This is a genomic window from Streptomyces mayteni (genome assembly GCF_054783955.1).
In genome coordinates this window covers 207,663-220,407 of record NZ_BAAGPR010000001.1, presented here as the reverse complement: position 1 = coordinate 220,407, position 12,745 = coordinate 207,663, and the positions used below count along the sequence as shown (strand labels likewise).

Annotated in this window: 12 protein-coding genes and 1 pseudogene; 7 read left to right on the top strand and 6 right to left on the bottom strand. The window is 74.8% G+C overall.

Annotated elements, in window-relative coordinates; all coding sequences use genetic code 11:
- The 3 genes and pseudogenes from ACYVPE_RS01040 to ACYVPE_RS01030 form a co-directional block, all read right to left on the bottom strand.
- Positions 1-1,289 (bottom strand): annotated as a pseudogene (locus ACYVPE_RS01040) (hypothetical protein); the annotation flags it as partial.
- Positions 1,290-1,429: 140 nt separating this feature from the next.
- Entirely contained in the window at positions 1,430-2,740 is a 1,311-nt protein-coding gene (locus ACYVPE_RS01035; protein ID WP_461031389.1) for a hypothetical protein, read from the bottom strand.
- 149 nt (positions 2,741-2,889) lie between these two features.
- On the bottom strand, positions 2,890-3,591 hold the full coding sequence (locus ACYVPE_RS01030; protein WP_461031388.1) for a hypothetical protein: 702 nt from the start codon (positions 3,589-3,591) through the stop codon (positions 2,890-2,892).
- Between the two features lie 271 nt (positions 3,592-3,862).
- Here ACYVPE_RS01030 and ACYVPE_RS01025 point away from each other — a divergent pair, with 271 nt between their 5' ends.
- From ACYVPE_RS01025 to ACYVPE_RS00995, 7 genes are all read left to right on the top strand, one after another.
- A complete protein-coding gene (locus ACYVPE_RS01025) occupies positions 3,863-4,306 on the top strand; it encodes a DUF5955 family protein (RefSeq protein ID WP_461031387.1) in 444 nt (147 codons plus the stop codon).
- Between the two features lie 60 nt (positions 4,307-4,366).
- The gene (locus ACYVPE_RS01020) at positions 4,367-4,645 is read left to right on the top strand and encodes a hypothetical protein (RefSeq protein ID WP_461031386.1); all 279 of its coding nucleotides are present in this window, start codon (positions 4,367-4,369) and stop codon (positions 4,643-4,645) included.
- The gene (locus tag ACYVPE_RS01015) at positions 4,642-5,031 is read left to right on the top strand and encodes a helix-turn-helix domain-containing protein (protein WP_461031385.1); all 390 of its coding nucleotides are present in this window, start codon (positions 4,642-4,644) and stop codon (positions 5,029-5,031) included. Before ACYVPE_RS01020 ends, ACYVPE_RS01015 begins: the two co-directional genes overlap by 4 nt.
- A 32-nt stretch (positions 5,032-5,063) precedes the next feature.
- Complete coding sequence (gene uraD, locus ACYVPE_RS01010) at positions 5,064-5,918, top strand: 2-oxo-4-hydroxy-4-carboxy-5-ureidoimidazoline decarboxylase (RefSeq protein ID WP_461031384.1); 855 nt, start codon at positions 5,064-5,066, stop codon at positions 5,916-5,918.
- Positions 5,919-5,932: 14 nt separating this feature from the next.
- Positions 5,933-6,868, top strand: coding sequence for a factor-independent urate hydroxylase (gene pucL, locus ACYVPE_RS01005; protein ID WP_461031383.1), 936 nt, complete (start codon positions 5,933-5,935; stop codon positions 6,866-6,868).
- Positions 6,865-8,250, top strand: coding sequence for an 8-oxoguanine deaminase (locus ACYVPE_RS01000; RefSeq protein ID WP_461031382.1), 1,386 nt, complete (start codon positions 6,865-6,867; stop codon positions 8,248-8,250). Before pucL ends, ACYVPE_RS01000 begins: the two co-directional genes overlap by 4 nt.
- A 68-nt stretch (positions 8,251-8,318) precedes the next feature.
- Positions 8,319-9,590 carry a sulfite oxidase gene (locus tag ACYVPE_RS00995; RefSeq protein ID WP_461031381.1) on the top strand — a complete coding sequence of 424 codons (1,272 nt, stop codon included), beginning with the start codon at positions 8,319-8,321 and terminating at the stop codon, positions 9,588-9,590.
- Here ACYVPE_RS00995 and aceB read toward each other — a convergent pair.
- From aceB to ACYVPE_RS00980, 3 genes are read right to left on the bottom strand one after another with little or no spacing between them, the layout of a single operon-like run.
- Positions 9,587-11,179, bottom strand: a complete 1,593-nt coding sequence (gene aceB / locus ACYVPE_RS00990) for a malate synthase A (protein WP_461031380.1) — start codon at positions 11,177-11,179, stop codon at positions 9,587-9,589. The genes ACYVPE_RS00995 and aceB overlap by 4 nt on opposite strands.
- A gap of 45 nt (positions 11,180-11,224) precedes the next feature.
- Entirely contained in the window at positions 11,225-11,824 is a 600-nt protein-coding gene (locus tag ACYVPE_RS00985) for a nucleotidyltransferase family protein (protein ID WP_461031379.1), read from the bottom strand.
- Positions 11,825-11,828: 4 nt separating this feature from the next.
- Positions 11,829-12,626 (bottom strand): IclR family transcriptional regulator, encoded by a 798-nt coding sequence (locus ACYVPE_RS00980; RefSeq protein WP_461031378.1) that lies wholly within the window; start codon positions 12,624-12,626, stop codon positions 11,829-11,831.
- Positions 12,627-12,745: the final 119 nt, after the last annotated feature.

Below are 12,745 nucleotides of genomic sequence, written 5' to 3'. Positions count from 1 at the left end.
CGGTCGTCCGGCGCCGCGGCCCCGGGCCCGGCCGCCTCGACCGCGGCCGCCACCCGGTCCCAGACGGCGAGTTGCTCGGGGTGGCCCTGGTCCATGAGCCGCCTGCCGCGGGCCACCAGATCGGCCAGCTCCTCGCCCTCGGCGGGCGCGCCGACGGGCGCGGCCGCCGGGACGGTCGCGGAGAGCGGACGGGCGACCCGCAGTCCGAGCGGGACCGGCGCCGCCGCCGGCCGCTGGGCGAGCCGGGCCCGGCGCCGGTCGCCGACGTGGCCGGTGCCGTTGCGCGCGTCGAAGGCGGCGGCCAGTTCGTCGGCCTCGGCGGCGACGTGCTCCGCCAGGCCGGCCGCCGTCCACTCGGTGCCGGTGGGGCCCGGCACGGCGAGCCCGCCGTGCCCGCCGTCCACCAGCCGGCGCAGCAACACCTCGACGCCGGTGAGGAAGTCCAGGCGGTCGAGCGGCGCGCCGGCGGCGGCGAACAGCGGGCGGCTGTCGGCGAGGATCTCGAGTCCGCGCGGCTCGTTGCCGCTCAGCGCGCAGAACTGGAGGTGCTGCCCGAGCTCCGCCAGCGTGCCGCCGGCGCCGCGGATCCGCCGGTACGACGTGAGGTGGTACGACCTCGCCTCCTCGATCCGGCCCTCGCGGAGCAGCGGAAGCAGCGCGTGCGAGGCGCTGACCTGGGGCTCCTCGGCGCAGACCGGGTCGCCGGTGAGCACCGGTTCCAGCGTGGCGAGGGCGAGTTCGTCGTCCCCCGCGTCCAGGTGGTGCAGGGCGAGCCTGCGGGTCTCGCACGCCTCGCAGTCCGTGAGCCGCTCCCGCGGCCGGGTGGCCCACAGATCGAAGGCGGCCGGCAGCCCGGCGCCGGTGTGCGCGGCGAGGCGGTGGCGGACGGCGGCGACCGGCTGCTGGCCGTGGCCGGCGGCCCGGTACCGGTCGGCCATCCGGTCGATCAGCTGCTCGATGGCCGGCAGCGGGACGTCCGGCACCTGGATCAGGGCGGTGACCACCCACTTGAACTGCCACAGGATGCCGAGGGTCCGCTGCTCGTCGACGGCGTCCGGCGCGCGGTCGAGGAGTTCGAGCAGCCGGGCGAAGGCCACCGGCGCCTTGCGCTGCTCGCCGGCGAACTCGTAGGCGCTCATCAGCTGGAGCAGGGCGTCGGCGAGCAGCGCGGGGTCCTCGAACTGCTCGGCGGCCTCCGCGATGGCCTCGGCCGTGGTGGTGCGCGGCAGTCCGTAGGGGCGGCGGCTGTTCTCGGCCAGCGCCGCGCGCAGTTCCTCTGGGGTCTCCACGATCAGTCTCCGGTGGTCTCGCCGCCGGCCGCGGTGGGCCGGGGTGGGGGGTGCCGTCGTCGGTGCCGTCGTCGTGCAGGGCATGTTCCTACCCACACATCCCGCGTCCATCGCCTGCGGGTACCGCGACGGGCGGCGGCCTACTCCCGGTCCCGTGCCGCCGCCAGCTTCCGGTCGGCCCACGGCTCCTGGTAGCCGGAGATCTCCCGGCCCGCCACCTCGGGGTTGAGCAGCGCCGCGTGGATCACGCCGTCGCTGCCGGTGTTCCCGTGCTGCGACCTGATGGCCACCACGGCCGTCGACACCAGGTCCTCCACCATCCGGGTCGAGGGCTTGGCGGTGGCGTGGCCCATCACCTCGCCGAACTTCTCGAAGTCGTGCCAGGCCGAGCCGTCCTCGCGCCAGGTGTAGACCCGGAAGAGGTCGGCGAGCGACTCCGGCATCCGCACCGCGTCGCGGCCGTAGGCGGTGAGCATGCCGTCCGAGAACGCCTCGGCGACAGCCGTCAACCGGCCCTGGTCGCCCGGCTCGAGGCCGAGGTCGTCGCGATCCTGGAGCAGCCCGCCGAGCCGGACGAACGCCTCGCCGCCGCCCACCTCCTCGTAGAACGCGTCCAGGTAGGCGTACTCCTCGGGGGTCACACCGAAGCCGTCGCAGGAGGTCCTGCTCCGCTCGACGATCGCCCGCAGCTGCTCCAGGTTCCGCAGCATGAACTCCGGGTCCAGGTCCTCGGGCCGGTCCCCGGCCAGCGCCAGCTCGGCCCTGATCCCCTGGGCGACGAAGCGCGCGTTCTGCGGGGTGAGCCACAGGTCGAGCGCGCCGTCCGTCACGTCGTAGCCCTGTTCCAGGAGGTCGCCGGCCCGCTCGAACATCCGCAGCCGGTAGGAGCCGATCGCGTCGGACAGCCGCTCACCGATGGCCCGCGCGTCGGACACCGCCGCGCCCCGGTGGAACTCCACGATCCGTTCCGGGAGATCGTCCGGCACGCACAGCTCGGCGCCCCGCGACCGCTCCCACTGCCGTCTGGCGTCCTCGATGTGACGCCGCGTCGTGGCGTAGAGCCCGTCCTCGTCGTGGAGCCAACCCCGCACCGCGGACCGGGTGTCCACCGCGTCGGCCATCGAGAGCCGCAGGCTGTCGACCACCTCGTGGAGGCCCTCGCCGCCCCGGCCGGAGAGGTCGCGCCCGGTCTCGGCGAGCCGCTGCTCGGCGTCGGCGAACGACACGCCGTCGGACGCGCCCGACTCGGCGGCCAACCGGTCGCTCAGATCGGCGAGTTCCCCGGCGCCGGCGGCCTCGCCCGCGGCCCTGGCGTAGACGACGGCGGTCTCGCCCATGTCCTCGGGGTCGATCTCGCGCAGGAAGGACTCGCCGCTGTCCCAGGGGTTGGGCCCCGCCTCCTCGTCGAGGGCTCGCCGGACGTCCTCGATCGTGAAGCCCTCGTAACGCATCGCCGCTCCGCGTGTCGTCCCGGGAAGTCGCAGGCCGTCGGTGGCGGCACGGCCGGTGGCCGCGCCGCGCGCGGCGGCTCACGGTAGCAAGTGGGAACGGTGGGACGGCCAGGACTTGAGGGACTTCTGAGGTCCGGACCCGGCGGCCGTCAGTGCCCCCGGCCGAGCGGCCAGGCGCCCATCCGCAGCAGCTCCTCCGCCGGGTCGTTCACCGGCTGCGGGGTGCCCGTCAGATCGAGCACGAACAGCGGCAGCCGCAACTCGTCGGCGCGCTCCCTGGCCGCCCGCTGGTAGCCGGCGAGCGAGAACGCCACCGGGACGGCCGACTCGGCGAGGCCGTGCAGCCAGAGCGTCTCCACCGGACGGGTGCCGGTGGGCCTGGTGGTCGGGTCGACCAGGCCCACCACCCCGATGCCCCGCAGGTCCACGCCGGCGGCCGCCCGCGGCACCGTGGCCCGCACCTCGGGGAAGCCGAGCCAGCGCAGGAAGTGGGCGGCGCCGGCCGCCGCGTCGTAGGCGGTCCTGATGGTCAACGGCTCGAACGGCGCCCGGTCGGCGCGGTCCCGACGCGGCGTCACGGGGATCTCGTCAACCTGGGCGAGCCGGACCGTCACCCCACAGGGGCAGTCGAACTGCGGCTGCGGCCACTGGCCAGGACGGCCGCAGGCGAGGCAGTCGACCTCGGCCCACGAGCCCGCCCAGGAGCGGTGGCGCACCGGCACGGCCGAGGCCGCCCCGGCGCGCGCGGACACCACGGCGACCGGCGCGCCGCAGGCGCAGGGGAACTCGGGCGGCACATAGGCGTGCTCACGGCGGCACGCCGGGCAGCGCACTGGCACGGATTTCGCCATCTTTCGCTCCCGGGGCGGAACTTCTCGGCACAATTCTCTCAGTGTCCCGGATGCGATGGTGATCCGGCAGCCTTCGCACGCCAGATGACCTCCCGTCATCGCGAGGTTGACCGGATCCGGCGCGTTCGCGGCGCTTTGGTCACCGGAATGAGACACGGAATCTCGCACTCCGTATGGCGCGATGCGCGGACAGTGATATTTACTTGCCCTGTCCGGTCCGTCGCCAGGCGGGCACGGGCGGCGTCGTGGACGACGGGCAGGGAGGGGCCGAGTGGCGGCAGGAGAGACCGAGGCTGCCAGTGGGGCGCGCAGACGCCCCACCGAGACCGTCCCGGGCTTCGTCCCGGGCCCCGGAGGCTGGGACACCGCGCCGCCCGGCGCGGCCGATCCGCGGGTGGGCGCGCTGCGGGTGGCCATCGAGCGGCTCCGCCGCGATCTCAACGGCTACCCCGCGCCGTTGGACGACCGGGAGATCGCCGAGCGCCACCTGGCGCTGTTGAGCGCCGCCGCCGGCACCGCCGCGCCGGAGGCCGCCGCACTCCGCAACGCGCTGCTGATGATCGCCGGGGCCGTGGGCTCGGTCAGCGCGCTGGCCCCCGCCGTCGTGCAACTGCGCCAGGCCGTCGAGCTGTTCGGCCCGCCGCCGCCCGTCCAGGTCGACGTCGGCCGCGACGTTCCGCTGCCGCGTGCGGCCGACTGGCCGGCCGGCCGCTGATCCGTCCGCGCCGGGGCCCGGCGGAGCCACCGCCGTTCGGTGGAGCGTTAGGTTGGCGGCGTGCGACTGAGACTCGAGTTCACGACGGAGCCGTTCGACCTGGACGAGCCGCCCCCGCACGCCCTCGCCGCCCGCGAGGTGCTGTCGGGCGCCGGGCTCGACAGCGTCGACGTGGGCCCGTTCGGCAACACCGCGGAGGGCTCGGCGGAGGCCGTGCTCGGCGCCGTGGACGCCGTGCTGCGCCGGGCGCTCGCGGTGGGTGCCACCCGGATCTCGCTCCAGGTCAACGCCGTGCCCGGCGAGCCGGGTGGCGCGGCGGCCGGCGGGGATTCCATATGAGCGCCCCGACCGACCCCGACCCCGCCCCCGACGACGGGGACTTCCTCGCCGCCGTCCGGCCGCTGGTGGACGCCATCGGCGGCGAGTTGGTCCCGCCGGAGCACGCCGGCGAGGACGACGTGCTGCTCTCCTGGGCCGGCGCCCCGGCGGCCGCCGTCCGGCTGCCCCAGCTGTCCGCCTCGCTCGACCACCTGCTCGGCGACCTGGAACGCCGCCACGGCCGGCCGCTCGCCGAGCTCGACCGCACCACCAAGCAGCAGGTGGTCCGCAACCTGGAGTCGCGCGGCGCCTTCGCCCTGCGGCACGGCGTCGAGACGGTGGCCGGCGCGCTGGGGGTCTCGCGCTTCACCGTCTACAACTACCTCAACCGTTCAACAAACTGTTGACGATGGGTCGCCCGGCGGCTTAGCTGTCCCCCATGACGTCACCACCGGCGCCAGGCCAGGACCTGGGCCAGGACCCGGGGCTCGCCTGGCTGAACGGCGCGGACGACCGCGCCACGCGCCGGCTCCTGCGCCGGCTGTGCGCCTCCCGCGCCTGGGGCGAGGCGCTGCTCGCCGCCCGCCCCTTCGCCGGCCAGTCCGCGCTGCTCGCCACCAACGACGCGGCGGTCGCCGCGCTCTCCGCCGCCGACCTGGCCGAGGCCATGGCCGGCCACCCGCCCATCGGCCGCCCCGCGCCCGGCGACGCGTCGGCCAGGGAGCAGCGCGGGATGTCCGACGCCTCCACCGAGCTCAGGGCCGAGATGGCGGAGCTCAACATCGCCTACCAGGAGCGCTTCGGGCACGTCTTCCTGATCTGCGCCACCGGCCTCGACGGCGAGCGGCTGCGCTCCGCGCTCCGCGCCCGGCTGCACAACCCCCCCGAGACGGAGGCCGGGATCGCCCGCGCCGAGCTCGGCAAGATCAACGCGCTGCGGCTGCGCCGGTTCGTCCAGGCCACCGCCACCGTCTCCACCCACGTGCTGGACACCGCCGCCGGCCGGCCGGCCGCCGGCGTCCCCGTCGAACTCGCGGTCCGCACCGCGCCCGCCGCCCCCTGGACGGCGCACGCCGCCGCCACCACCGACGCCGACGGGCGCTGTGCCGGCCTGCCGCCGCTGCCGGGCGGCGCCCTCCAGGCCAGGCTCACCTTCGCCGTCGCCGCCCACCGCGAGCCCGAGGCCGCCTTCTTCCCGGAGGTCGCCACCGCGTTCACCGTCGAGCCGGGAGAGCACTACCACGTGCCGCTGCTGCTCAGCCCGTTCGGCTACTCCGTCTACCGAGGAAGCTGAAGGAGACCCCCGTCGTGACCCCTGCGTTCAGGCTCGGCCAGAACCAGTACGGCAAGGCCGAGACCCGGGTGGTCCGGGTCACCAGGGAAGGCGCCACCCACCACCTCAGGGACCTCAACGTCTCGGTGGCGCTCGAAGGCGACATGGAGGCCGTGCACCGCTCCGGAGACAACGCCGCCGTCCTCACCACGGACACCACCAAGAACACGGTCCTCGCCCTCGCCCGCGAGCACGGCATCGCCTCGCCCGAGGCGTTCGGGCTGCTGCTCGCCCGACACTTCGTGACCGGGCAGCCGACCATCCACCGGGCCAGGATCAGGATCGAGGAGTACGGCTGGGAGCGCATCGCCACCCCGGGTGAGGCCGCGCACTCGTTCGTCAGGGCCGGCGCCGGCACCCGCACCGCCCAGGTCACCTTCGACGGCGAGCGCGCCGAGTTCCTGAGCGGCCTCACCGGCGTCACCGTGCTCAACACCACGGACTCCGAGTTCTGGGGCTACCTCAGGGACCGCTACACCACCCTGCCGGAGACCAAGGACCGGGTGCTGGCCACCGACGTCACCGCCCTCTGGCGCCACGCCCACGACGGCACCCCGGCGGCCGGCCGGGACCCCGACTGGGACGCCGCCTACGCCGCCGCCCGCGGCCACCTCCTCGACGCCTTCGCCACCACCTACTCCCACTCGCTCCAGCAGACGCTGTTCGCGATGGGCTCCCGGGTGCTCGAAGGGCTGCCGGGCGTCGAGGAGATCCGGCTGTCGCTGCCCAACAAGCACCACTTCCTGGCCGACCTCGAACCGTTCGGCATGACCAACGAGGGCCCGGACGGCGCCGTCTACCTGGCCGCCGACCGCCCCTACGGCCTGATCGAGGCCACCGTGCTCAGGGACGGCGCCGAGCAGCGGGTGCCGGCCGACCTGACCGCCCCCTGGCCGGGAGGCCCGGCATGACCCTCACCACGCCCGTCACCAGGACCGTCATCGAGAACTGCGCGATCGCCACCGTCGACGCGGCCGACACCGAGTACGAGCGCGGCCACCTGGTCGTCGCCGGCAACCGGATCGAGGCGGTGGGCCCGGGCCCCGCGCCCGCCGGCCTGGCCGACGTGGTCCGGGTGGTCGACGCCACCGGGCACCTCGCCACCCCCGGCCTGGTCAACACCCACCACCACTTCTACCAGTGGCTCACCAGGGGCCTGGCCCAGAACGCCAACCTCTTCGACTGGCTCGTCGCCCTCTACCCGGTCTGGGCCAGGATCGACGAGGACATGGTGCGCGCCGCGGCCCGCGCCTCGCTCGCCATGATGGCCCGCGGCGGCGTCACCACCGCCATGGACCACCACTACGTCTTCCCGGCCGGCGCCGGCGACCTGCTGGGCGCCGAGCTCGGCGCGGCCCGCGAGTTGGGGGTCAGGTTCACCGCCGCCCGCGGCTCGATGGACCGCGGCGCCTCGGCCGGCGGCCTGCCGCCCGACTTCGCCGTCGAGACGACCGAGGGCGCGCTGCGCGCCACCGAGGCCGCCGTCCGCGAGCACCACGACCCGGCGGACGACGCCATGGTGCGGATCGCGGTGGCGCCCTGCTCGCCGTTCTCCGTCTCCACCGAGCTGCTGCGCGAATCGGCCGTGCTGGCCCGCGGGTTGGGCGTCCGGCTGCACACCCACGGCTCGGAGACCGTCGAGGAGGAGAAGTTCTGCCACGAGCTGTTCGGCGTCGGGCCCACCGAGTACTTCGAGTCCACCGGCTGGCTCGGGCCCGACGTGTGGATGGCGCACTGCGTCCACATGACGGACGCCGACGTCGCCGCCTTCGCCGGCACCGGCACCGGCGTCGCCCACTGCCCGTCGTCCAACGCCCGGCTGGCCGCCGGCATCGCCCGGGTCCCCGACCTGATCGCGGCCGGCGTGCCGGTCGGCCTCGGCGTGGACGGCACGGCCTCCAACGAGAGCGGCGAGCTCCACACCGAGCTGCGCAACGCGCTGCTGATCAGCCGGCTCGGCCCGCACCGGGAGCGGGCCCTCACCGCCCGTCAGGCGCTCCGCCTCGGCACCTTCGGCGGCGCCCGGGTCCTGGGCCGGGACGCGGAGCTCGGCGCGCTGACCCCGGGCAGGCTGGCCGACCTGGTGCTGTGGAAGCTGGACGGCCTCGGTCACTCGACCATCGCCGACCCGGTCGCCGCCCTGGTCCTCGGCCCGCCGGCGCCCGTCACCCTGGCCTTGGTGAACGGCGTCCCGGTCGTCGAGCGGGGCCGCCTGACCACCGTCGACGAGCAGGACATCGCCGACGAGGCCGCAGTCCAGGCCCGCCGACTCGCGAGGATCGCCGCCGGCTGAGAGAAGTTCATCGAGCGGCAATGTGCCGCAATGGAGTCCCCGGGCCCCGCCCAGCAGGATCGGGTGGCATGACCACCGACGAGACGACGGACGAGACGACGTACGACCGCCGCCGGTTGCGCCAGTGGCTCGCCGGCCTGGCCCGCGCCCAGGGCGACGGCCGCCGGCAGCTGCTCGGGCTGCTGGCCGCCGCTGGCGCGGCGGCGGCGCTCCCGCGCACCGCCCTCGCGGCCGCCCGCACCGACGCCGGACCCACGGCGGCCGGCATCGTCAAGCCGCTGCCCGATGAGCACTTCACGGTGCGCGGCACCAACGCCGAGACCCGCTTCGCGGCGCTGCGCGGCGCCGGCTACCACACCCCCAACGCGCTGTTCTTCGTCCGCAACCACACCACCACGCCCCGACTCGACGCCGACGCCTGGCGGTTGCGGGTGTGGGGGAGCGGCCTGGCGGGCGGCGGGGCCGAGTTCGACCTGGCGGCGCTGCGGGCGCTGCCCGCCGTCGAGCACTCCGCGTTCGTCGAGTGCGCCGGCAACGGCCGCAGCTTCTACGCCAGTCAGCAGGGCGAGACCGTCAGCGGCACCGCCTGGACGCTGGGCGCCGTCGGCGTGGCCCGCTGGCGCGGCGCCAGGCTCCGCGACGTGCTGCGGCTGGCCGGCCTCTCCCGGCGCGCGGTGGACGTCCAGCCGCGCGGCCTGGACGACGAGGTGTTCGCCGCCGACGGCAGCGGCATGGGCCATGTGCGGCGCCCGCTGCCGCTGGCCAAGGCGCTCGACGACGTGCTGCTGGCCTACGAGATGAACGGCGAGCCGCTGCCGCCCGACCACGGCCACCCGGTGCGGGTGCTCGTGCCGTCCTGGGTGGGGATCTCCTCGATCAAGTGGGTCGGCGACATCGAGGTCAGCGCGGAGCCGCTCTACAGCCCCTGGAACACCGATCTCTACCGGCTGTTCGGGCCCGCCCATCCGCCGGAGGGCAGCGCGCCGCTCACCAGGCAGACCCTCAAGAGCGCCTTCGAGCTGCCGTGGGACGCTCCGCTGACCACCGGCGTGCCACACCGACTGACCGGCCGCTCCTGGTCGGGCGCCGGCGGGGTGCGGGCCGTCGACGTCTCCACGGACGGCGGCGCCACCTGGCGCCCGGCCAGGCTGCACGACGCCCCGCGCCGGGACGGCTGGGTGCGCTGGTCGACGGAGTGGACGCCGGCGGCCGCCGGGCGGGTGGAGCTGCTGGCCCGCGCCACGGACGTGACGGGCGCGAGCCAGCCGGACCGCTCGGTCCCCAACCAGCAGGGCTACCTGTTCGACGCGGTCGTCAGGCACCCGGTGGCGGTGTCCTAGTCCAACAACTCGTAGGCCGGCAGCGTCAGGAAGTCGACGTAGGTCTCGTCGAGGGCGATCCGCAGCAGCAGGTCGTAGGCCCGCTCCCAGCGGCCCGCGACGAACTCGTCCTCGCCGACCTCGTCGCGGATCGCCACCAGCTGGTCGGCGGCCACCTGGCACACGTAGTCGTGGGTGACCGTCTCGCCGTTGTCCAGCACCACGCCGGCGTTGATCCACTGCCAGATCTGCGAGCGGGAGATCTCGGCGGTCGCCACGTCCTCCATCAGGTTGAACACGGCGACCGCGCCCCGGCCGGCCAGCCAGGACTGGAGGTAGCGGGTGCCGACCTGGACGGCGTTGCACAGGCCGTCGTTGGTGGGGCGGGCGGTCAGCGAGTCGATGGCCAGCAGGTCGGCCGCGGTGACCTTGACGTCCTCGCGCAGCCGGTCCTTCTGGTGCGGCCGGTCGCCGAGCACCGCGTCGAAGGACGCCCGAGCCACCTCGACCAGGCCGGGGTGCGCGACCCAGGAGCCGTCGAAGCCGTCCCCGGCCTCGCGGTCCTTGTCGGCCCTGACCCGCTCGAACGCGTCGGCGTTGGCCACCTCGTCCCTGGAGGGGATGAACGCCGCCATGCCGCCGATGGCGTGCGCGCCCCGCCGGTGGCAGGTGCGGACCAGGAGCTCGGTGTAGGCGCGCATGAACGGGGCCGTCATCGTCACGGCGTTGCGGTCGGGGAGCACGTAACCGGGGCCGGCGTCACGGAAGTTCTTGACGATGGAGAACAGGTAGTCCCAGCGGCCCGCGTTGAGCCCGGAGGCGTGCTCACGCAGCTCGTAGAGGATCTCCTCCATCTCGAAGGCGGCCGTGATGGTCTCGATCAGCACCGTGGCCCGCACCGTGCCCTGCGGGATGCCGAGCGCCTCCTGGGCGTGCGTGAACACGTCGTTCCACAGCCGCGCCTCCAGGTGCGACTCCAGCTTGGGGAGGTAGAAGTAGGGGCCCTTGCCCAGCTCGATCAGCCGGGCCGCGTTGTGCAGGAAGTAGAGCCCGAAGTCGACCAGCGCGCCGGGGATCGGGCGGCCGTCCACCGTGAGGTGCCGCTCGTCCAGGTGCCAGCCGCGCGGCCGCATCACGACGGTGGCCAGCTCCTCGTCAGGCCGCAGCGCGTACCGCTTGCCGCGCTCGTCGGTGAAGTCGATGCGGCGGCGGAAGGCGTCCGCCAGGCTCAGCTGGCCGCCGACGACGTTGGCCCAGGTGGGCGACGAGGCGTCCTCGAAGTCGGCGAGCCAGATCCTCGCGCCCGAGTTGAGCGCGTTGACGGTCATCTTGCGGTCGGTAGGACCGGTGATCTCCACCCGGCGGTCGAGCAGGGACGGTGGCGCGGGCGCCACCTGCCAGTCCTCCTCGCGGACGGCGGCGGTGGGCAGGAAGTCGAGCGCGCCGGTCCTGGCGATCTCGGCGCGGCGGTGGGCGCGCCGTTCGAGCAACTCGTCCCGGCGCGGGGTGAACCGCCGGTGCAACTCGGCGAGAAAGTCGAGCGCCTCCTCGGTCAGCACCTCCTCCTGCCGGGGCAGGACGGCCGGGGCTGCGACGGTGACGGCGGACATGGGCGGTCACTCCTTTGGCGAGGCTGGTAACGGATGTTAGTTTCCTCATGATGGAAGATCAATGAGATCTCCCGGCTCGTCGACGTCGTCAGGCGTGGCCACGTCCCCGCACTCCACCAGCGTGATCAGGCGCTCCCGCGCCCGCAGATACCCGCGCGCCCCGGCGTCGCCCCGGGCCTCGGCCGCCACCCCGGCGAAGTGCGCCGCGCCGATCAGCACCGGATGCCCGCGCCGCCCGCCGTAGCCGGCCGCGGCCAACGAGTCGGGGGAGTGGTACGCGCCGAGCACCCGCGCCATCGCCGCCGCCCCCACCCGCGGCTGGTCGACCAGCGCCACCAGCGCCCCGGCAGCGCCGGCCGCCGCCACCGCGTCGAGGCCGACCCGGAGCGAGGAGCCCATCCCCGAGGCCCAGTCCCGGTTCTCCACCGGCTGGCAGCCCGTCAGCTCGGCCCGCTCCCGCACCGTCTCGGCCGCCGCGCCGAGCACCACCACCACGGGATCGCAGCCGGCGGCCCGCAGCGCGTCGGCCGCCAGGTCCACGAACAGCCGCCCGCGCCAGCTCAGCAGCGCCTTGGGCCGCCCCCCGAGCCGCCGCCCGCCGCCCGCGGCGAGCAGCAGTCCGGCGACGGGCGCGGTCTCGGTCATGCCGTCAGCGTAGAGCGCCGGTCTTCCCCGGCGGCGTGGCCAGCGCCGACGACAGGTCCCTGGCCACCTCCTGGAGCAGCGGCACCATCTTCTCCATCGCCGCGTCCGTGACCCGGCCGGCCGGGCCCGACACCGAGATCGCCGCCGCCGTCGACGAGTCGGGCACCAGCACCGCGACGCAGCGGACGCCTATCTCCTGCTCGCTGTCGTCCACCGCGAAGCCGTTCTCCCGCACCGTGCCGAGCGCGGCGAGGAACGCCTCGGGCGTGGTGAGGGTGCGCTCCGTGGCCGGCGGCATCCCGGAGCGGCCGAGCAGCGCCCGCACCTCGGCGTCCGGCAGCCCGGAGAGCAGCGCCTTGCCGACCCCGGTGCAGTGCGGCGGCACCCGGCGGCCGACCTCGGTGAACATCCGCATCGAGTGCCGCGAGGGCACCTGCGCCACGTAGACCACCTCGTCGCCGTCGAGCAGCGCCATGTTGGCCGTCTCGCCGGTCTCCTCGACCAGCCGCGCCAGATGCGGCCGCGCCCAGGTGGCCAGCGGCCGGGCCGCGCTCTCGCCGAGCCTGATCAGCCGCGGCCCGAGCGCGTAGCGGCGGTTGGGCTGCTGGCGGACGTAGCCGCACGCCACCAGGGTGCGCATCAGCCGATGGATGGTCGGCAGCGGCAGCCCGCTGCTGGCGGCCAACTCGCTCAGCCCCGTCTCGCCCCCGGCGTCCGCCATGTGCTCGAGGAGGCCGAAGGCACGCTCGAGAGACTGAACCCCGCCGCTGGCGGAGGACTTGCGCACGTCGGACGGCGGCACGTCGCGTTCCTCATTCGTTGTCTGATGCGTTGTCGCGAGTCGTCCTTGAAGCCTACCCGTCCTTGACGTGCCGACCGCCGCCGTCGAGGATCGGCCTTCAACACCTTGTTGAAGCCTGT

Excerpts from the sequence above, each read along its gene's own strand:
- ACYVPE_RS00995 (WP_461031381.1), top strand. The coding sequence starts at position 8,319 with ATGACCACCGACGAGACGACGGACGAGACGACGTACGACCGCCGCCGG.
- uraD (WP_461031384.1), top strand. The coding sequence starts at position 5,064 with ATGACGTCACCACCGGCGCCAGGCCAGGACCTGGGCCAGGACCCGGGG.
- aceB (WP_461031380.1), bottom strand. The coding sequence starts at position 11,179 with ATGTCCGCCGTCACCGTCGCAGCCCCGGCCGTCCTGCCCCGGCAGGAG.
- ACYVPE_RS01015 (WP_461031385.1), top strand. The coding sequence starts at position 4,642 with ATGAGCGCCCCGACCGACCCCGACCCCGCCCCCGACGACGGGGACTTC.
- ACYVPE_RS01030 (WP_461031388.1), bottom strand. The coding sequence starts at position 3,591 with ATGGCGAAATCCGTGCCAGTGCGCTGCCCGGCGTGCCGCCGTGAGCAC.
- ACYVPE_RS01035 (WP_461031389.1), bottom strand. The coding sequence starts at position 2,740 with ATGCGTTACGAGGGCTTCACGATCGAGGACGTCCGGCGAGCCCTCGAC.
- ACYVPE_RS01000 (WP_461031382.1), top strand. The coding sequence starts at position 6,865 with ATGACCCTCACCACGCCCGTCACCAGGACCGTCATCGAGAACTGCGCG.
- ACYVPE_RS00985 (WP_461031379.1), bottom strand. The coding sequence starts at position 11,824 with ATGACCGAGACCGCGCCCGTCGCCGGACTGCTGCTCGCCGCGGGCGGC.